General features: G+C 65.9%; 22 protein-coding genes. 11 read left to right on the top strand and 11 right to left on the bottom strand.

Features of this window, described 5'->3' with window-relative positions:
- Positions 1-30: 30 nt before the first annotated feature.
- Positions 31-1,218 carry a glycosyltransferase gene (locus GYH34_RS15480; RefSeq protein WP_161914363.1) on the top strand — a complete coding sequence of 396 codons (1,188 nt, stop codon included), beginning with the start codon at positions 31-33 and terminating at the stop codon, positions 1,216-1,218.
- Positions 1,215-2,477, top strand: coding sequence for a glycosyltransferase (locus GYH34_RS15475; protein WP_244635145.1), 1,263 nt, complete (start codon positions 1,215-1,217; stop codon positions 2,475-2,477). The genes GYH34_RS15480 and GYH34_RS15475 overlap by 4 nt, the downstream gene beginning before the upstream one ends.
- Here the strand turns inward: GYH34_RS15475 and GYH34_RS15470 are convergent.
- Entirely contained in the window at positions 2,468-3,484 is a 1,017-nt protein-coding gene (locus tag GYH34_RS15470; RefSeq protein ID WP_348983897.1) for a patatin-like phospholipase family protein, read from the bottom strand. The genes GYH34_RS15475 and GYH34_RS15470 overlap by 10 nt on opposite strands.
- Before the next feature lie 126 nt (positions 3,485-3,610).
- On the opposite strand from GYH34_RS15470, the gene GYH34_RS15465 reads away from it, so the two are divergent.
- The 3 genes from GYH34_RS15465 to GYH34_RS15455 all read left to right on the top strand — a co-directional run bounded on the left by GYH34_RS15465 (position 3,611) and on the right by GYH34_RS15455 (position 5,702).
- Complete coding sequence (locus GYH34_RS15465; RefSeq protein ID WP_161914362.1) at positions 3,611-3,802, top strand: hypothetical protein; 192 nt, start codon at positions 3,611-3,613, stop codon at positions 3,800-3,802.
- 64 nt (positions 3,803-3,866) lie between these two features.
- A complete protein-coding gene (gene hrcA / locus GYH34_RS15460) occupies positions 3,867-4,955 on the top strand; it encodes a heat-inducible transcriptional repressor HrcA (RefSeq protein ID WP_174242413.1) in 1,089 nt (362 codons plus the stop codon).
- A 33-nt stretch (positions 4,956-4,988) separates the two neighbouring features.
- The gene (locus tag GYH34_RS15455) at positions 4,989-5,702 is read left to right on the top strand and encodes a class I SAM-dependent methyltransferase (RefSeq protein WP_161914361.1); all 714 of its coding nucleotides are present in this window, start codon (positions 4,989-4,991) and stop codon (positions 5,700-5,702) included.
- A 78-nt stretch (positions 5,703-5,780) separates the two neighbouring features.
- Here the strand turns inward: GYH34_RS15455 and GYH34_RS15450 are convergent, their stop codons facing one another.
- The 10 genes from GYH34_RS15450 to lnt form a co-directional block, all read right to left on the bottom strand.
- Positions 5,781-7,286, bottom strand: a complete 1,506-nt coding sequence (locus GYH34_RS15450) for an ammonium transporter (protein WP_161914360.1) — start codon at positions 7,284-7,286, stop codon at positions 5,781-5,783.
- Between the two features lie 31 nt (positions 7,287-7,317).
- The gene (locus tag GYH34_RS15445; RefSeq protein WP_003610684.1) at positions 7,318-7,656 is read right to left on the bottom strand and encodes a P-II family nitrogen regulator; all 339 of its coding nucleotides are present in this window, start codon (positions 7,654-7,656) and stop codon (positions 7,318-7,320) included.
- Positions 7,657-7,973: 317 nt separating this feature from the next.
- The gene (locus tag GYH34_RS15440; RefSeq protein ID WP_161914359.1) at positions 7,974-8,861 is read right to left on the bottom strand and encodes an acyl-CoA thioesterase II; all 888 of its coding nucleotides are present in this window, start codon (positions 8,859-8,861) and stop codon (positions 7,974-7,976) included.
- A gap of 4 nt (positions 8,862-8,865) precedes the next feature.
- Positions 8,866-9,090, bottom strand: a complete 225-nt coding sequence (locus tag GYH34_RS15435; RefSeq protein ID WP_161914358.1) for a Trm112 family protein — start codon at positions 9,088-9,090, stop codon at positions 8,866-8,868.
- 119 nt (positions 9,091-9,209) lie between these two features.
- The gene (locus GYH34_RS15430) at positions 9,210-9,878 is read right to left on the bottom strand and encodes an LON peptidase substrate-binding domain-containing protein (RefSeq protein WP_161914357.1); all 669 of its coding nucleotides are present in this window, start codon (positions 9,876-9,878) and stop codon (positions 9,210-9,212) included.
- Between the two features lie 47 nt (positions 9,879-9,925).
- Positions 9,926-10,819: a co-chaperone YbbN gene (locus GYH34_RS15425; RefSeq protein ID WP_161914356.1), complete on the bottom strand. Its 894-nt coding sequence runs from the start codon at positions 10,817-10,819 to the stop codon at positions 9,926-9,928.
- A gap of 46 nt (positions 10,820-10,865) precedes the next feature.
- Positions 10,866-11,591, bottom strand: a complete 726-nt coding sequence (gene trmB, locus GYH34_RS15420) for a tRNA (guanosine(46)-N7)-methyltransferase TrmB (protein ID WP_161914355.1) — start codon at positions 11,589-11,591, stop codon at positions 10,866-10,868.
- A gap of 41 nt (positions 11,592-11,632) precedes the next feature.
- Positions 11,633-12,823 carry a methionine adenosyltransferase gene (gene metK / locus GYH34_RS15415; RefSeq protein WP_161914354.1) on the bottom strand — a complete coding sequence of 397 codons (1,191 nt, stop codon included), beginning with the start codon at positions 12,821-12,823 and terminating at the stop codon, positions 11,633-11,635.
- A 152-nt stretch (positions 12,824-12,975) separates the two neighbouring features.
- Entirely contained in the window at positions 12,976-13,368 is a 393-nt protein-coding gene (locus tag GYH34_RS15410; protein ID WP_174242461.1) for a helix-turn-helix transcriptional regulator, read from the bottom strand.
- 174 nt (positions 13,369-13,542) lie between these two features.
- Positions 13,543-15,225 (bottom strand): apolipoprotein N-acyltransferase, encoded by a 1,683-nt coding sequence (gene lnt, locus GYH34_RS15405; RefSeq protein ID WP_161914352.1) that lies wholly within the window; start codon positions 15,223-15,225, stop codon positions 13,543-13,545.
- Between the two features lie 216 nt (positions 15,226-15,441).
- Here lnt and GYH34_RS15400 point away from each other — a divergent pair, with 216 nt between their 5' ends.
- The 6 genes from GYH34_RS15400 to GYH34_RS15380 all read left to right on the top strand — a co-directional run bounded on the left by GYH34_RS15400 (position 15,442) and on the right by GYH34_RS15380 (position 19,023).
- Entirely contained in the window at positions 15,442-15,903 is a 462-nt protein-coding gene (locus tag GYH34_RS15400) for a flavodoxin family protein (RefSeq protein WP_161914351.1), read from the top strand.
- 165 nt (positions 15,904-16,068) lie between these two features.
- On the top strand, positions 16,069-16,512 hold the full coding sequence (locus GYH34_RS21675; protein WP_162561578.1) for a hypothetical protein: 444 nt from the start codon (positions 16,069-16,071) through the stop codon (positions 16,510-16,512).
- A 78-nt stretch (positions 16,513-16,590) separates the two neighbouring features.
- On the top strand, positions 16,591-16,998 hold the full coding sequence (locus GYH34_RS15395; protein WP_161914350.1) for a DUF350 domain-containing protein: 408 nt from the start codon (positions 16,591-16,593) through the stop codon (positions 16,996-16,998).
- Positions 16,999-17,003: 5 nt separating this feature from the next.
- Positions 17,004-17,447 carry a hypothetical protein gene (locus GYH34_RS15390; RefSeq protein ID WP_161914349.1) on the top strand — a complete coding sequence of 148 codons (444 nt, stop codon included), beginning with the start codon at positions 17,004-17,006 and terminating at the stop codon, positions 17,445-17,447.
- On the top strand, positions 17,444-18,598 hold the full coding sequence (locus tag GYH34_RS15385) for a glutathionylspermidine synthase family protein (RefSeq protein ID WP_161914348.1): 1,155 nt from the start codon (positions 17,444-17,446) through the stop codon (positions 18,596-18,598). Before GYH34_RS15390 ends, GYH34_RS15385 begins: the two co-directional genes overlap by 4 nt.
- A gap of 59 nt (positions 18,599-18,657) precedes the next feature.
- Positions 18,658-19,023 (top strand): 2Fe-2S iron-sulfur cluster-binding protein, encoded by a 366-nt coding sequence (locus GYH34_RS15380; RefSeq protein ID WP_024879375.1) that lies wholly within the window; start codon positions 18,658-18,660, stop codon positions 19,021-19,023.
- The last annotated feature ends 204 nt before the right edge of the window (positions 19,024-19,227 follow it).

Genomic DNA, 19,227 nt, shown 5'->3' with positions numbered 1-19,227 from the left:
GCGCGGCCGCTCGCGGGGAAGACGGTCGCGGTGGTTCACGCCGCCTGGCATTCCTGCGGCAGCTATCAGGTCAATGTCAGCCAGCTCGAGGCCTATCGCGCGCTCGGAGCGCGGACGATTTCCGTCGCTCTGATGGACGCGCCGGCCCCGCGGCCGCCGCGCGGGCCGCGCTGGGAGGCCTATTTCGCCGCCTCCGCCGATCTTCCGGCCGACAAGCGCTATTTCTGCGGGCCGAGCCGGCTCGCCGCTCTCTCGCCGTCCTTTCTCGCCTATGCGTGGTGGCGGCTGATCCATGGCGATCAGGCGACCTGGCTCGTCGAGCTCGCCAAGCTCGTCGCTCTTCCTCCCGGCCTCGCGGACGAGAAGGTCGATCTCGTGCATGCGAATCATTACTTCACGCTGCCCTTTGTTGCTCGACTGCTTCGTGGAAGAAATACGCCGGTCATGGTCGAGACGCAGGACATACAAGCGCGACAATATATTCTGCGCAATCAGGGCGGCTTTTTCCTCCCGCCCTACGTGACCTATGACGACATGTTGTCGATAGAGCTCGAGTGGATGCGCGCGGCGGATCTCTGCATACATCTCAATGAGGAGGAGCGGGCGGAGTTCGCCCGTCTGCTGCCGCAGGCGCGGCATCGCCTCGTCTATCCCGCCATCGCGCCGGTTCCCTGCGGGCCGGGCGGCGAGCGCATCATCATCGTGGCCAGCGACAATTACGGAAATTTCGTCAGCCTGCGCTGGTTCCTGCGCGAGGTCGCGCCGCTCGCCCCTAGCGTCGAGGTGGAGATCTACGGCAATATCGATTCGGGCGTGAAGCGCCTCGACAAAGTGCTCTACGAGTCTCACCGCGCGCTGTTCAAGGGGCGCATCGACGATATCGGCGCCGTCTATGCGCAGGCCGCCTGCGTGCTGCTGCCGACGATCGAAGGGCATGGCCTCTCGGTGAAGGCGGTGGAGGCGATGGCGAGCGGCGCGCCGCTCATCGCCACGCGCCGGGCGTTTCGCGGCATGGCCATCGATCCCGAGCGGCTCGGCAATGTCATTCTCGCCGATGAGGTCGCCGATTTCGCCGCCGCCCTGCGCGAGATCGGCCAGCGTCGCGAAGCAGGCGCGCGCGAAGTCTCCGACACGCGCCGCCTCTATGACGATATGTTCAGCCCCGCCGCCTATGCGCGCGCACTGCACGAGACGGCCGCGCCGTTGCTCGCGCAATGAACGACGCCCGAGCGATGAAGGACGCCGCTTCTCTGCCGCTCGCCGGGCGTCATGTCGCCATTGTGCATCCGGCGTGGCATTCCTGCGGCACCTATCGCGTCGTGCTGGGGCAGGTGGCCGCCTATCGCGCGCTCGGCGCGCGCGTCGCGCCGGTCGCCATATGCGATCTGCCCGGCTTCACGCCGGATCGCGCCTGGCGATGGCGCGCTTTCGTCGAGGCGACGCCGGAGCTATCGCGAGGCGAGCGCTGGTTCGGCGGCGCGTCTTTCCACGCATTCGCGGCGCCGCGCTTTCTGCGCGATGTGCTCTGGCCCTATCTGCACGGCGATCAGGCGATCATTCGCGCTGGCGTCGCCGAGCGCGCGGAGCTGCCGCTGGGCCTCATGGATCGCCGCTTCGATCTCGTGCATTGTAATCATTTCTTCCTGATGTCGGTCGCGAAGCGCCTCGCGCGCGGCGCGCCCATAATGCTCGACAGCCATGATCTGCAAGCGCGTCAATTCGCGCTGATGAACGAGCATACGCCCTGGCTGCCGCCGCGCGTGACCTATGAGCAAATGCTCGCCCGCGAGCTCGAGCTGATGCGCGGCGCCGATCTTCTGCTGCATCTCAATGCACAGGAATATGATGATTTCCGCGCGCTGCTGCCGGAAAAAGAGCATGCGCTGCTCTATCCGAGCGCGCCGGAAGCGCCGCTCGGCCCCGGCGGCGAGGATATTCTGCTCGTCGCCAGCAACAACAGCGCCAATGTCGATAGCGTCTGCTGGTTCCTGCGCGAGGCGCTCGGCGATACGAAAATTCCGCATTTGCGCATCGTCGGCAATGTCGACGCCGGCGTGAAGGCGCGCGATCCTGCGCTCTATGCGGCGCACCGCGCGTGCTTCGTCGGCCGCGTCGACGATCCGGGCGCCGCTTATGCGACCGCGCGTCTCGTGCTGCTGCCGACGATCAGCGGCCACGGCCTCTCCATCAAGACGGTGGAGGCGCTGGCGAGCGGCTTGCCGCTCGTCTCGACGACTCACGCCTTTCGCGGAATGCATGTCGATCTCGCGCGCTTTGCCGATGTGACGATCGCCGACAGCGCGGAAGATTTCGCGCGCGCGTTGAAGGCCGCGGCCGCCGATGCGCGCGTTCCGAGCGAGACGCAGCGCGCGGCGAGCGAGATGCGCCGCGTCTATGACGCGCATTTCTCGCTCGACGCCTATCGCGCCAATCTCGCCGCTCTGGCGCCGACGCTCATCGGCGCGCGTCACACATAATTCAGCATAGCGGCGAGATCGAAGCTCGAGCGCTTCCCCAGCGCATCGCCATTGCGCTCGAGAAACGCCTCCGCGCGGCGCCGTCCTTCCTCTCGCAGCATCAGCAGGAAATCCCATTCGGCGATCAGCTTGGAGGAGGCCGACAGCTCCGCGGCCATGTCCGTCGCAATGGCGTGAATGCGCATGGAGGCCCAGCGTGGGCCCTCGCTATGGCCGGGATCGGCGACCTCGCGCAGCAGCGCGATCATGCGCAGCTCTTTGAGCAATGGCGAGTTGAAGGAAATCTCGTTCAGCCGGTTCAAAATATCGATCGCGCTGCGCGGCGTCTCCTTGCGCTCGATCGGATTGACCTGCACCAAAATCGTGTCCTGCGACGCGCATTCTCGCACGAGCGGCGTGATGGTCGGATTGCCGGCGTAGCCGCCGTCCCAATAGGCCTCGCCGTCGATTTCGATCGCCTGGAACATGGTCGGCAGGCAGGCGGAGGCGAGCAGCGCCTCGGCGGAAAGGTCGGCGTTGCGAAAGACGCGCGCGCGGCCGGTGCGCACATTGGTCGCCGTCACGAAGAGCTTGATCGGCGATCGCGCCAGACGCTCGAAATCGATGGTCTCGCATAATATGTCGCGCAGCGGATTGGCGCCGGCGGGATTGAGGTCATAGGGCGAGACGAGCCGCGAGGACAAATCCATGGCGAGAAAGGCCGGCGAATTGTCGAGCGTCCAGCGGCCGAGCAGCATATCCAGCGGGCTGCGCTGCAAAGGACTGAACCGCGCCACGGCGGCGACGCGCCGCCAGAACTCCTCCATCGCTGCGCGCGCGCCCTCGACGCCGCCCTGCGAGAATCCATGGATGAGCGCGGCGGCGTTCATCGCGCCGGCGGAAGTGCCGGAGACACCGTCTATGCGCAGCCAGGGCTCCTCGATCAGCCGATCGAGAACGCCCCAGGTGAAGGCCCCATGCGCGCCGCCGCCCTGCAAAGCCAGATCGACGAGGATTTCGTCTCGCATCGCGCCTGTCCCGCCCACAACCATATCCAGGAGAGATAGGGCGTCGGCTTCGCTCGCCATCTCGCGCGGCTCGTGCTGGCATAATATGTTATTAGGCGTGCGATTTTAAAAAATGAGGATTGCTCCATGCCGGCCCGCACTGTCATCTTCGAGGAAGCGTGCAAGCTCGAGGCGTTGCGCTGCGCGGCGCGAGACGGCGCTTCGGCTTTCGACCGCGCCGAGTTCGAGGAATTCGCCGACGCTGCGGGGCTTCTCGCGCATCTCGACGCGCTCGCCGCTGCCGGGGCCTCGGAAAAGGTGATGGGAGCGCCTATTTGAAATCCCTTCGCTCCTTCGCGCAGACCGGGCTTGACCCGCGCCGCCGAGGCGCCATTCTTCCGTCATGATCCGCATGGGCCATCCGCTCCCTCCCGCCGGCGCGCAGAGCTTCGCCAATCTCGGCGACCGGCCACGCGAAATCTTTCGCCAGATCGTCGACACCTATTTGTCGAGCGGCGATCCCGTCGGCTCGCGCCAGCTGTCGCGGCTGCTGCCCATGGCGCTGTCGCCGGCCTCGGTGCGCAATGTGATGCAGGATTTGGAGGAGCTCGGCCTCGTCTATGCGCCGCACACCAGCGCCGGCCGCATGCCCACCGAGCTCGGCCTGCGCTTTTTCGTCGATTCTCTGCTGCAGATCGGCGACGTCGCCGAGGATGAGCGCGCCCAGATCGAGGCGCAGGTGGAGGCCGCCTCCAAGGACCATGACCTCGAGGGCGTGCTGGCCGAGGCGACGAGCCTGCTCTCTGGCCTCACCCGCGGCGCCGCCGTGGTGGTGACGAGCAAGGACAATGCGCGGCTGAAGCAGATCGAGTTCGTGCGCCTCGAGCCGGAGCGCGCGCTCGCCATTCTCGTCGGCGAGGACGGCTCGGTCGAAAATCGCGTGCTGCAGGTGCCGCGCGATCTGCCGGCCTCCTCGCTGATCGAGGCGGCCAATTATCTCAACTCCCGCATTCGCGGCCTCACCCTCGGTCAGGTTCGTTCCGAGATAGAGGATGCGCGCAAGGCGGCGCAGACCGAGCTCGATGAATTGACCGCTCGGCTCGTCGACGCTGGGCTCGCGAGCTGGGGCGGGGCGGGGGCGGAGCATCGCCAGCTGATCGTGCGCGGCCAGGCCAATCTGCTCGAGGATCTGACCGCCATGGCCGATCTCGATCGCATCCGCCTGCTGTTCTCCGATCTCGAGACGAAGACGGAGGTCATCGATCTTCTGGAGCGCGCCGAGACCGGCGAGGGTGTGCGTATCTTCATCGGCTCGGAGAATCGGCTGTTCTCGCTCTCCGGCTCCTCGATGATCGCCGCGCCTTTGCGCGACGGCAATAAACGCATCGTCGGCGCGCTCGGCATCATCGGCCCGACGCGGCTCAATTATGCGCGCATCGTACCCATGGTGGATTACACGGCGAAGGTGGTGGCGCGCGTCGTCGGCGGTTAGAGTTCGCGCGCCGATTTCGGATAGGGGATTTTCATGTCACGGCCGGGCGCCGCATTCGATGCGGCGGCGCATTTCGACGAGGCTTCCGCGACGCGCTACGATCGGCGCATTCGATCGTTCTGTCCGACCTATGACGCGTTGCATCACATGATGGCGGCTTGGCTCTCGCGCCTGCCGGAGCGCGCCGAATTTCTCTCCGCCGGCTCCGGAACGGGCGCCGAGATTCTCGCTCTCGGCCGCCGCTTTCCTCTTTGGCGCTTCACCGCGGTCGACGTCTCGAGTGATATGACGACGGCTTGCCGCAACCGTGTCGCCGCCGCGGGCATGGCGGAGCGCGTCGCCTATTTCGAGGGGCGTCTGCAGGAGTTTCGATCGGCGACGTCCTTCGACGCCGCTTCGTCGATATTCGTGTCGCACTTCATCGCGGGGCGGGAGGAGAAGCTCGCTTATTTCCGTGCGATCTCGTCACTGCTGAAGCCGGGAGGATCATTCATCCTCGCCGATCTCCATGGCGAAAGGGCTTCGCGGGAATTCGGCGCGCTGTTGGAGGCTTGGCTGACCTCCTATGCCTCGCATGGCGTCGAGACGACCGAATTGGACGCGGATCGCGCCCATATCGAGAATGACATCGCCTTTGTTTCCGAGAGCGAATTGCTCGAATTGCTGCGCGAGGCGGGCTTCGACGCGCCGATCCGCTTCTATCAGACCTTCCTCTTCGGCGGCTGGGCGACGACGAAACGAGTCTGAGCGCGATGTCGCGCGCAGGCCCACGAACAAAAACGGCGCCCCGAGGGGCGCCGTTCTGTTTTCGCGAGACGAAGGTCCTCAGTAGTTGTAGGCGCGCTCGCCGTGCTCGGCGATGTCGAGGCCCTCGCGCTCCTGGTCGGGAGCGACGCGCAGGCCGATCACCACGTCGACGATCTTGTAGAGGATCGCTGAGCCGACGCCCGAGTAGAGGATCGTCGCGCCGACGGCCGTCGCCTGCGAGATCATCTGCTGCGCCATGTCGTATTTGCCGGCGAAATTCTCGCCGATGTTGGTGTAGTCGGTGATCCCGACGCCGCCGAGGTCCGGGCTCACCAGAATGCCCGTGGCCAGGGCGCCGGTGATCCCGCCTATGGCGTGCACGCCGAACACGTCGAGCGAGTCGTCATAGCCGAAGAGGTTCTTCACCTTGGAGACGAAGAACAGGCTGATCGGCGAGACGATGAAGCCGAGCGCGATGGAGCCGATCGGACCGGCGAAGCCGGAGGCCGGGGTCACCGCGACGAGGCCGGCGACGGCCCCCGAGATGAGGCCGAGCAGCGACGGCTTGCCCTTCAGCGCCCATTCCGTCAGCAGCCAGGAGAGCGCCGCCGCAGCGGTCGCCACCATGGTGTTGACGAAGGCGAGCGCCGTCGTTCCATTGGCCTCGAGGTTGGAGCCGGCGTTGAAGCCGAACCAGCCCACCCACAGCAGCGAGGCGCCGACCATGGACAGCGTCAGCGAGTGAGGCGGCAGCGCCTCCTTGCCATAGCCGATGCGCTTGCCGAGGATCAGCGCGCCGACGAAGCCGGCGATGCCCGCGTTGATGTGGACGACGGTGCCGCCCGCAAAGTCCAGCGCGCCGGTGCCATGCATCCAAGGAGCGAGGCCGCCGGCGATCCAGCCGACCGAGCCGAGCAGCGTGTCGATCTCGCCCTGAGCGGCGGTCTTGGCCTCTTCCGTTCCGGCGGCGGCGAGCTTGGTGGCCGCATCGACGAGAGCGTTCGGATCGGCGACGCCCCAAACCCAATGCGCGACCGGGAAGTAGATGATCGTCACCCACAGCAGCACGAACACGAAGGCCGCCGAGAATTTGATGCGCTCGGCGAAGGCGCCGATGATGAGCGCCGGCGTGATCATGGCGAAGGTCATCTGGAACACGAAATAGGCGTATTCGGGAATGACATGGCCGGGGGTGAAGGTCGGCGCGTTGGAGGAGGCGTCGACGCCCTTCATCAGCAGCTTGTTGAAGCCGCCGATATAGGCGTTGAGCGAGCCGCCGTCGCCGAAGGCGAGCGAATAGCCGTAGAGCGTCCACACGACGCCGACCAGCGCGACGATCGCGAAGGTCTGCGTGAGCACGGACAGCATGTTCTTCGAGCGCACCAGACCGCCGTAGAACAGCGCGAGGCCCGGAACGGACATCATCAGCACCAGCGCCGAGGAAATGAGCACCCAGGCCGTGTCGCCGGGATTGGGGACGGGCGCGTTGCCGGCGGCGAGCGCGGGGTCGGCGAGGCCCGCGGCGATCGCCGCGCCGACGAGAGTCGAAGCCGCAGACAGGCTCCGAGGCAGACGAAGTCTCATTTGGAACTCCTGGTGATTTTTCGTGAGTGGGTCAGAGCGCGTCGGCGTCGCGCTCGCCGGTGCGGATGCGGATCGTCTGCTCGAGGGGAAGGACGAAAATCTTGCCGTCGCCGATCTGGCCGGTATGGGCGGCGGTCGTGATCGCTTCTATGGCCTTGGCGACGAGCTCGGACGTCACCGCGACCTCGATTTTCAGCTTCGGCAGGAAGCTGACGGCGTATTCCGCGCCGCGGTAGATCTCGGTATGACCCTTCTGGCGCCCGTATCCCTTGACTTCCGTCACGGTGAGACCGTGGACGCCGATGTTCGTCAGCGCGTCACGGACCTCATCGAGCTTGAAGGGCTTGATGATCGCTGTCACGATTTTCATCTGCCTATCCTGTTGTTCTAGACCTTCATGGCGGTGACTGCTCGCCTTGCGAGACGGCGCCCAATGCGGCGATGGCCATGATGAGCACCGTTGTGCTCATGCCGCGAACCATCAAATGCCGTGCCAGCTCTCGCGCAGCCGCGCGGGGAGACACGCATTGGAAAAGAACTGCAAAGCAATTCAAATCCGTGGCGAAGCGACGCAGGAGACGGGAAGCGCGTTGCGCAAAGGGTTTGCGCCCGTGGCGGTGAGGTGCGGCGAGAGGGCGGGGAAAAGCGCAGGCGCCTGCAAAAAGGCAGTTGGCGCCCATATAATGGTCAATCAGCTGCTCGAGTTTCGGATGAGTGATCGCGGATCAGGCCTTCCTGCGCCACAGAGGCGACAAGGCGCCCGTCCGAGGAGAAAATCATTCCCCGCGTGAGCGTGCGCGCGCCGGCGGCGGTCGGGCTGTCCTGCGTGTAGAGCAGCCATTCGTCGGCGCGGAACGGGCGATGGAACCATAAAGCGTGATCGAGGCTCGCGACCTGCAGCCGCTCGTCGAAGATAGAGCGGCCGTGCCGCACCAGCGCCGTGTTGAGCAGCGTCATGTCGGAAAGATAGGCGAGCAGCGCCTGATGAACGGCGATCTCGTCGTCGATGCGCTCGGCGATTTTGAACCAGATGAATTGTCGAGCGTCCGCCGCAGCATTGTTCAAAAAAAAGGCGCTCGGATCGATTACGCGTATATCGACCGACGGCGACCCGGCGATGCATTGCGAGGCGGCCAGTGGCAGAAAATCGGCGAAACGCTCGGCCAGCGCGTTTTTCGTCGGCAGAGTCTCGGGCGGCGGCGCCTCCGGCGCGGAAACGGCGTGCTCGAGGCCCGGCTCCTCGACATGGAACGAGGCCTCCATCGAGAAAATGGTCCGCCCGCGCTGCTTCGCCTCGCAGCGCCGCGTGGTGAAGCTCTTGCCGTCGCGCAGCCGGGTGACGAAGAAGTCGATCGGCTCGCGCGGGTCGCCGGCGAGCAGGAAATAGGCGTGCAGGGAATGGGCGGGGCGGTCGGCCGGCGCGCTGCGCTGCGCGGCGACCAGCGCCTGGCCCACCACCTGCCCGCCATAGACGCGCGAATTCTTGCACCGGCTGTAGCCACGGTAGGCGTCCGGGCCGATCGGCTCGAGATCGAGAAGCGCGAGCAGCTCGCGCGCGGGGTTGAGCGCGTCCATCGGGTCAGTCGACCGGTCTGGCCTCCTCCGGCAGCATGATGGGAATGCCGTCGCGGATCGGATAGGCGAGCCGCGCGGAGCGGGAGATCAGCTCCTGGCGCTCGGAGTCGTATTCGAGCGTCGATTTGGTGAGCGGGCAGACCAGAATCTCGAGCAGGCGCGGATCGACTTTGGTCGCCGCGGATGCGTCCTCGCCTTCATGCGCGGGCTTATCGGATTTGTCGCTCATCGTGACGCCTTTCTGCTCGGCGAGCCATGGGGCTTCGGGAAAATGCCGCAGGCGGCCCCGGCCGCGGCGCGGTAGAGGTAAAACTATCTCGCTATATGCCGCAGCGGCGAAAAAAGTCTCTAATGAAATTGCGGCGGATCGTCACTGTTCTGCGCCAGATCGAGCTCGGCCAGCGCGACCAGAATCTCGGCGCGCGAGCGAAGGTCGACCGCCTCCAGCAGCGCCTGCTTCTCGCTGGCGCCGAAGGGGCTCATCATGGCCAGCGCATTGACCAGCGCCTCATTGGGGGCGGCGTCTATGCTGGTCCAGTCGACGTCGAGCTGCGAGCCGTCGGCGAACTCGCGCAGCATGCGGATCATTCCGGTGCGATCCACATTGTCCTCGCCGGCGCCGGGCTCGAGATCGACGAGGAAATCGTCGTAGCTGACCCGGCAGCTGCGATAGGCCAGCGCCGTCGGCACCTCCTCCTCTATGCGGAAGCGCGCTATGCCGGTGAGCGAGATGAGATAGCGACCGTCGCCGGTCTCGGAGAAGCGCGTGATGCGGCCGGCGCAGCCGATCTTGTGCAGCGCGGGCGCCTGCTCGCGCTCGTCCTGGCCGGGCAGCGGCTGGATCATGCCGATGACGCGCTGCGAGGCGATGGCGTCGTCGACCATGGCCAGATAGCGCGGCTCGAATATGTTGAGCGGCAGCTCGCCGCGCGGCAGCAGCAGCGCGCGCGTCAGCGGAAATACCGGGATGACGATAGGCAGGGCGCTCGTGTCTTTATAGGGTTGATTGACGCTCATGTCGGTCAGCGGCGGTCGCCGCTACTCCTCGAGAAAACGCGCTCGCATCATGAGAACAGCAGCGACGACAGGCGTCGCCTGGCGCCTATGGTCGCTTTGTCGAGCGGTCCCCAGGCGTCGAAGAACTGGATGAGCTGCTTCCTCGCCCCGTCGTCGCTCCAACTACGGTCCTTTCGGATGATGTCAAGGAGCGCGGTTGCGGCCTCGTCGCGCTTGCCTTTGGCGTTGAGCGCGAGGGCGAGATCGAAGCGCGCCTGCAGATCGTCGGGATCGAAGGCGACGCGCTTGTGCAGCTCGTCGATCTCGCCGAGATCGGAGGCGGCGAGCGCATTTTCGAGCGACGCCGCCGCAGCGGCGACCAGAGAGTCGGCGCGGATCGGGTCGGGCAGTCCGTCGAGCAGCGCTTGCGCGTCGGCGAGGCGCTCCTGCTCGACATAGAGGCGGACGAGCTCGGCCGCCGCTTTCGTGTAAGGGGGCTGGCGCGCGACGAGCTGAGCCAAGATCGCCTCGGCGGCCTCGAGCTGGCCCTCGCCGATCAGCGCCTCGGCGGTGAGGAAGTCGTCGGTTCCCTCGTCCTCGAGCGGGCCGGCGAGGCGCTCGATGAAGCCGCGCAGCTGCTTCTCCGGCAGCGCGCCGACAAAGCCGTCGGCCGGCCGGCCGCGCTGAAAGGCGACGACCGCCGGAATGGATTTGACGCCGAGCTGTCCGGCGACCTCTGGATGCTGGTCGATGTTCATCTTGACGAGCTTCACGCGCCCGCCGGCGGCCTTCACTGCGCGCTCGAGGGCAGGGGCCAGCTGCTTGCAGGGCTCGCACCAGGGAGCCCAAAAATCGACGAGCACGGGCTGGCGCAGCGACGCCTCGAGGACGTCGGCGCGGAAGCTCTCCGTCGTCGTCTCGGTCGTTCGGGCGTCGTCTTGCGCCGTCAGTTCCCCCGCCATCGCACTTCTCCCGCACCATCCGCCAGAGCTTCGACCGGAACGCGTCCTAGGCGTCGCAAGCTCCGTCGCGACGCCGCTCGAAAGTCAGATAGACTGGTTTGCGTCCGGCCGCCATCGCTTTCGCCTCGTATTTCGTCTGTGTCCAGCCCCGCCAAGGCGTGAGCCAGTCCGCAGAGGCCGTGGCGCGCCATGCAAAATCCGCGGACTCCCGGACGCGCGCCAGCGTCCAGCCGGCATAATCATCGATATCCGTTGCGAAACGCAATTCCCCGCCGGGGCGGATAACGCGGGCGAGCGCCTCCAATGTCTCCTTCGAGACGAAGCGGCGCTTGCGATGTCGGCGCTTTGGCCAGGGGTCGGGATAGAAGAGGTAGGTTCGGCCGAGGCTCGCCTTCGGCAGCCAGCCGATCGCCTCCGCCGCATCGCCCTGGTGGAGGCGGATATTGGCGAGGCCCAGCGCGTCGATCCGCGCGAGCAGCTTGGCCATGCCGTTGACGAAGGGCTCGCAGCCGATGAAGCCGACGTCGGGCCGGGCGGCCGCGGCGGCGATCAGATGCTCGCCGCCGCCGAAGCCGATCTCGAGACGCACATCCGCCACCGCGGTCGGAAACAGGCCGGCGGCGGACGGGCAGGGTTGCGCGAGATCGAGCGTCAGCCGCGGCAGCAGCTCTTGCAGCAGCCGGGCCTGGCCGGCGCGCAGCGCCTTGCCCTTGCTGCGGCCGTAGAGGCGGCGCGCCACTGGGGCCGCGCCGCCGTCGATCGCCTTTTCCATGGCTTCGTCTCGGGCGTCTTCGTCGCCGGAAATCGCCTGCGTCAGGAGAACTGCGCCTTCAGCGCGTCGACGAGATCGGTGCGCTCCCAAGAGAAGCCGCCTTCCTCGTCCGGCGTGCGGCCGAAATGGCCATAGGCCGAGGTGCGGGCGTAGATCGGCTTGTTGAGCTGCAGATGCTCGCGAATGCCGCGCGGCGACAGGCGGATGATCTGCGGCAGAATGGCCTCGAGCTTGTCCTCGGGAACCTGGCCGGTGCCGTGCAGATCGACATAGATCGACAGCGGCTCGGCTACGCCGATGGCGTAGGAGAGCTGCAACGTCGCGCGATCGGCGAGGCCGGCGGCCACGATGTTCTTGGCCAGATAGCGGGCGGCGTAGGCGGCCGAGCGGTCCACCTTGGTCGGGTCCTTGCCGGAGAAGGCGCCGCCGCCATGCGGAGCCGCTCCGCCATAGGTGTCCACGATGATCTTGCGGCCGGTGAGGCCGGCGTCGCCGTCCGGGCCGCCGATGTGGAACTTGCCGGTCGGATTGACGTGCCAAACCGTTTCCTTGGTGACGAAGCCCGCGGGCAGCGCCTCGAGGATATAGGGCTCGACGATGGCGCGAACGTCCTGCGGAGTCAGATTCTCGTCGGTGTGCTGATGCGAGAGCACGATCTGCGTGGCCTCGACCGGCTTGCCGTTCTCATAGCGCAGCGTGACCTGGCTCTTGGCGTCCGGGCCGAGGCCCTTCTCCTTGCCGGTGTGGCGGGCGTGGGCGAGCTTCTCGAGAATCTTATGGGCGTAATAGATCGGCGCCGGCAGCAGATCGGGCGTCTCGCGCACGGCGTAGCCGAACATGATGCCCTGATCGCCCGCGCCCTCGTCCTTATTGCCGGCGGCGTCGACGCCTTGCGCGATATCGGCGGACTGGGCGTGCAGCAGCACCTCGACATCGGCGTTCTGCCAATGGAAGCCGGCCTGCTCATAGCCGATGGACTTGATCGCTTTGCGGGCGACGTCGACGATCTGCTCCTTGGGAATGGCGGGGCCGCGCACCTCGCCGGCGATCACGACGCGATTGGTGGTGGCGAGCGTCTCCGCGGCGACGCGGATCTGATAGGGGTCGACGCCGAATTTGGCGCCCTCGCGAAAAAACAGATCGACGATCTCGTCGGAAATGCGGTCGCAGACCTTATCGGGATGGCCTTCCGAAACCGACTCGCTGGTGAAAAGATAGTTCTGTCGCGTCACATCCAATCTCCGTCCAATCGCCGCTCCGCCGATTTCCGGCGGACAGACCTCTCCATTCGCCCAAATCAGTACAGGCGTCGTTCGTTTCGTCAAGCCGTTTGTGCCGATATGTTCTTTATAGAGAACTCTGGCGGGGTGAGCCGAGCCTCGGCCTATTTGTCGGCCGCATCGCCCATGTCCGCCTCCCGCGCGACGTCCTCCTGCTCGGCCAGCGTCGAGATGAGGTCGATGACGCGCTTGCGCACCTTGGGGTCCTTGATGCGGGCGAAGGCGCGATTGAGATGCAGGCCTTCCGCCGTCGAGAGGAAATCGACGACATATTGCGAGGAGGATTCCTCCGCGAGGCTGTCGCCGGTGGCGGGCTGGGCGTTGGGGGCGCCCTCGAAGAAGAAGGAGGGCGGCACGTTCAGCGTTTTGGAAATCTGCTGCAACCGGCTGGCGCCTATGCGGTTTGTGCCTTTCTCATACTTCTGCACTTGTTGGAATGTGAGGCCGAGCGCCTCGCCGAGCTTCTCCTGACTCATCTTCATCAGGATGCGTTGCATGCGCACGCGACTTCCGACATGCTTGTCGATCGGATCGGGCGCTTTCTTCACTGCGAATGCTTCCTTTTGCTCATCAGCTACCGCCTTTTGTTCGAAGAGGCTGATCTACAAGTGGACTTCGCCCTTTCGATCGCTGGCGCGGAGGTGCTCGCCATCGTGTCGAGAAGCGTGTCGTCACCCGGTCGCACGACCGGAAGTCGAACCCGCGAGGCCGCGAAAGCGTCCGAACAGGGCGAAAATTATTGTGAAGAACCAAAGCGTTGAAGTCCAGCGAAAAGGATGGGCGGCAAAGGGCGGCGCATCGGCCGCGCGCGGCAGGCGCGCATCGATGACGCCATCGACGCCGAGCGGCAGGCGGTGGAGAACGCGGCCATAAGGATCGACGACCGCGGAAACGCCGGTGTTGGCGACGCGCGCTAGCGGCAGCCCTTCCTCTATGCTGCGCAGACGCGCCTGGGCGAAATGCTGATAGGGTCCGCTGGTCATGCCGAACCAGCCGTCATTGGTCACATTCAGCAGCCATTGCGGCCGCTCGCCTGCGGGCTCGACCGTCTCCCCGGGGAAGATCGCCTCGTAGCAGACGAGGGGCGCGGCGAGCGGCAATCCCGGCGCGGCGAGCCGTCGCGGCCCGGTTCCTTCGTCCCATGTTCCGGGAACCAGCTGCGAGACGCCGAGCGGCGCGAGCAGCTTGGAGAGTGGCAGATATTCGCCAAAGGGCACGAGATGCGTCTTGTCATAGGCGGCGACGATGCGGCCGCCCTGAACGGCGAGGATCGAATTGAAGATCTTTGTGTGGCGCTTGCCGTCCTCTCGTCGCGTATCCTCCTCCACGCGCGCCGCGCCGGTCAGCAGCACGGCCCCGCGCATGGTCGCGGCGATGCGCGCCAGCGCCTCTGGATCGCGCGAGAGGATGAAGGGGAAGGCCGATTCCGGCCAGATCAGATGCGTCGCGTCGGCGACGCCGGAGCGGCCGGGCGCGACGGCGCGATCGGAGAGTTCGAGGTAGCGGCTCACGATCGCCGGGCCGTTCTCGGGCTTGAATTTCGCGTCCTGCGGGAGATTGGGCTGCATCAGCCGCAATTTGACGCCCTCGACATATTCCGTCTTGCCGGCGCCGAGCCGCAGCGCGCCATAGCTCGCCATGCCGATGGAAAGGACGAGCGCGACGATGACAGCCGGCGTGAGGCGCCGCGGGCCGTCGATGAGCGTCGCGGGCGCGGCGAACAGAATGACCGCGAGGATATCGAGCCCGTGCAGTCCGACGATGGAGGCGGTCTGATCGAGAAAGGGAATGGCGGCGAGCGCCATGCCGAAATCATTCCAGGGAAAGCCGGTGAGGATGTAGCCGCGCAGAAATTCCGAGGCGCCGAGCCCCGCCGCGAGCGCGAAAATGCGCGCCGAGCCGCCCGACCACAACGCCCGCGCGAGCGCGAAGCCCAGCGCCGGAAACAGCGCGAGGACGGCCGGCGCGCCGATGACGGCCAGCGGCAGCGCCCAGGCGAATTGATCCGGCTCCACCAGCATGGCTGCGCCGAGCCACCACAGCCCTGCGAGAAAATAGCCGAAGCCGAGCCACCACCCAGCGCCGGCCGCGCGGCGCATGGAGCCGGCGAGATAGGAGAGGCCGCCGGCGCCGCGCGCGGAGGCCGAGCCGTCGAGCAGCCACACAGAGACGCACATGGTCACGAGCATGGCCGGGGCGAGATCGAGGGGAGCCAGCGCCAGCGCGCCCACGGCGCCCGCCGCAAAGGCGATGGCGCGGCGCGTCCAGCCCTCGGCGAGGATGATGCGCTGTGGAAGCGTCGGCCCCTGCCGCGCTCCATCGGCGAAGGATCGAGTAAGAAATTGTTGCGCCATGTGCATCCGTTCGATTCGTATTGGCGTAACGACTTTATCCCGTCCAACGGCCACGCCCTAGCGCCGCTCGAAAACGGCTCTCGCATCTCAATGGGATCGAATTGTGATCGCTCGCGCTATTTACGAGAATCGCTATCATTTTTGTTACTGGCCGCGCTGTGCGGCGGCGCACGCGGCGACGGCCGCGAGAGACGAATCGAGAGACGAACTCGCCCGATGACCGCCAAGCGCCTTCTCATCCTCGCCCATGCGCCTTCGCCCAATACAGAGCGTCTGCGCGAGGCGGTCCTAGCCGGCGCGCGCGAGATCGCCGGCGTCGAGATCGTGACGCGCGCGCCGCTGGAGGCGACGCCGGCGGATGCGCTCGCCGCCGATGCGCTCATTGTGGGAACGACCGAAAATCTCGGCTATATGAGCGGCGCGCTGAAGGATTTCTTCGACCGCAGCTATTATCCCTGTCTCGAGCGCATGCAGGGCCGTCCCTATGCGCTCTATATTCGCGCCGGAAACGACGGCGCCGGCGCGCGGCGCAGCGTCGAGACGGTCGCAACCGGGCTGCGCTGGCGCGCGGCGCAGGAGCCGCTGATTTTTCGCGGGCCTTGGCGGGAGGAGTTCGTCGAGGCGTGCCGCGAGCTCGGCATGGCGATGGCCGCGGGGCTGGAGGCGGGGGTGTTTTGACGGAGACCGCGGTCGGTCGCGCGAGCCTATCTTTCTTCGCGGTCTCTCGATATGTTTGCGTATCTATTTTCGAAAGGTGCGACTTTGCGCTCGGGATTTGTCATCGGAGGCGTCATAGCGTCGGCGCTGTTTCATTGCATCGCATTTCCCCACGGTCGATGAGACATGGCGGAGGAAGAGCCTGGCATCGAATTTTTCGGCCACGGTCTGGGGCCGAGACGCGCGGAGAGCCCGCGCAAGCGATCGCTTCGCGTCGAACGCAAAGGCATAGCGATCTATGGTCACGGCCTCGGACCGCGCCCGGCCCCGCCGCCTCGCCTAGAGGCGCCCGTCGGCGAATCTCTGCATCTGCCGTCAGAGCAAGCGTGGCCGCTCGCCATCGCGCTGATCGCGCTCGGCGCGATCTCGATCGGAATTTTCGCGCTGGCGCAGATCGTCGATCGTCAAATATGCGCAGCCGATCCGCGGCGCGATTGCGAACGCGGCAGCGACCCGGGAGGTGGTGGCGGAGGCGGAGGCGGCGGAGGTGGGGGCGGCAGTTTGTCGGGCTATCACGCCTATTACGGCGGATTCGGCGAAAGCGGCGGCTTTCACGCGGGCGGCTCGTGAGACTGCGTCTCGCGGCGCTTCTATCTTTCGTTCATCCGCTTTGCTAACCTCTTCGCAATTTTTACGAGAGGATCGACTTTGCCAGCAGATCTCGCATCCGGCCTTCTGTCCTTTGCGGCTTATTTTCTCGGGGCCATCGCCTATTGCGCCGCATTCTGCGTCGTCTACACGCGCTTGACGCCGCATTGCGAATTCGACCTCATCGTCGAGGAGCACAACGCCTCCGCCGCCATCGCCTTCGGCGGCAGCCTCATCGGCTTCGCCATCGCGCTCGCCGGCGCGGTGCATAATACACAATCGGCGCTCGAATTCATCATTTGGGGCTTTGTCGCTTTCGCCACGCAGATCATCGCTTATCTTCTCGCGCGGCTCGCGCATCCGGGCCTTTCGCAGGCGATCGAGCAGAACGCCATCGCCGCGGCGGTGTGGCTCGGCGCGGTTTCCATTTCCGCCGGCGTGCTCAGCGCCGCCTGCATGAGTCCGTGAGAGCCATGGCCGAGCCGCCGCGCAAGGAGTTCGGTCGCCGTGGGCTGGCGCCGCCCGTCGTCACCCATGCGCCCGAGGGGCTCCCCGGCGGCCCGAGCGGGCCTTTCGGGAGCCGCAAGCGCACAATCGCCATTGCGGCGATCGCCGTCGGCTCGCTGTCGATCGGGACCTACGCGACGATCGAATATGCGCACACCGTCGCGGCGATTGCCGCCGGCTCGCTGTCGATTGCTTATGGGGCGATCGAATATGCGCATGGACGCGACTGCGCCGAGGACGCCAACTGGGAGCGGCAGGAGGAATGCCGCCAGTCGCATAGCCATGGCGGCTCCGGCGGCCATTCCTCTTCGGGCGAGAGCTCGTCAGGACATGCGGGCGCGGCGTCTTCCGGCCATGCCGTTTCCTTCGGCGGCTTCGGCGCCGCCGGCCATGGCGGCGGCGGCTCATGAGGCGCGAGCTTTCGCCGCCGCGGCCGGACTTCGCCGAGGAGGCGCGCAAAATCGGCTTTCAATACGCACAGCCCGATGGCGAGCCCTATTGGGACGAGAGCGCGCGCTATGTTTTCTCCCTGCGCGAGATCGAGGACGATCTCGAGAAAGCGACGGCCGATCTTTCCGCGCTCAGCGAGCATGTCGTCGCGCGCATTGTGAAAGACGAGCAGGCGCTCGAGCGTCTGCGCATTCCGCGTCACGCATGGGGGCTCATTGCCGAGAGTCATGCGCGCCGCGATCCTTCGCTCTATGGGCGTTTCGACTTTTCCTATTCCGGCGAAGGCCCGCCGAAGCTGCTCGAATATAACGCCGACACGCCGACGAGTCTGTTCGAATCCTCCGTCGTGCAATGGTTCTGGCTCGAGCAGATGATCGCGCGCGGCCATTTGCCGGAAGGCGCGGATCAGTTCAATTCGCTGCATGATCGCCTGATCGCGCGCTGGCGCGAGATCGCGGGCGGCGCTCCTGTGCATTTCGCCTGCTTGACGCAGAGCGTCGAGGATCGCGGCAATGTCGCTTATCTCGCCGATTGCGCGACGCAGGCCGGCTCCTGGACCGCGCGCATCGACATGCGCGACATCGGCCTCGCAGGCGAGAGGTTCGTCGATCGGCTGGGGCGGCGCGTGGAGCGAATGTTCAAGCTCTATCCCTGGGAATGGATGTTCGCCGACGCTTTCGGCAAATCGGCGGCGATGGGCGCGACGCGTTTCGTCGAGCCGCCATGGAAAGCGATCGCGTCGAGCAAGGGATTTCTCGCCTATTTGTGGGAGGCCGCGCCTGGCCATCCCAATCTTCTGCCCTGTTTCTTCGAGGATGACGCGCGCGCCGCGTCTTTGACGCGATATGCGCGCAAGCCGCTCTACTCGCGCGAGGGCGCCAATGTCGCGCTCTACGACGGCGAGACTCTGCTCGCGCGCACGGGTGGCGACTATGGCGGCGAAGGCTTCATGCGCCAGCAATTATGCGCGTTGCCGAGCTTCGACGGACGTTATCCCGTGCTCGGCTGCTGGCTCGTCGGCGGCGAGCCGGCGGGCATGGGCGTGCGTGAGGATGCGTCATTGGTGACGACGGATCGCTCGCGCTTTTTGCCGCATGCGATCATCGATTGACGCATAATGAGTCGGGGCGTACGCTCTTCCCTGCAAATAAAAAATAAGGGAGGACGGCCATGCCCGATGTCACCTTCTCCACCCCTCTTCTCCATAAAAATGTGACGGTCTATGCGGTCGCCGGCGACACGCACACGATACTCGCCGTCGCCGAGGCGAATAAGATTCCTATTCCACATGATTGCAAGGACGGCGAATGCGGCTCCTGCCTCATCGAGGTGACGCCGCTCGACGACAAGACCATGGGCGCGACGCTCACCGAGAAGGAGAAGGCGCAGCTCAAATCCATGGGCAAGATCACAGCGGAGGAGATTTCCCGCGCGGTGGTCGACGATATTCCGCCCAAATATCGGCTCGCCTGCCAATATGTGGTGCGCGACCAGGACATATTGGTGAAATTCACCGGAGAGCCCGGCGGCGCTTGACGCTAGCCTGAGCGCTTTCGATCCAGAGCCGCAGGCCGGCTCTGGATCAGGCGCGCCGACAGCCCCCTCGAGCGGGCGCCGCGCTATATCGATCTTCGGCGATTTTCCCGCGGCGCCCCATGGCCATGGCGAAGCCGGCTTCGGCGCGGGCGACGCCGGGGGAACTGGCCTTGCGTGCGCGCGCATGCTAACAGCGGCCTCCGC

The organism is Methylosinus sp. C49, assembly GCF_009936375.1.
GTDB lineage: Bacteria > Pseudomonadota > Alphaproteobacteria > Rhizobiales > Beijerinckiaceae > Methylosinus.
Note: the sequence above shows the minus strand (reverse complement) of the source record. Positions and strands in the feature narration are given on the sequence as shown.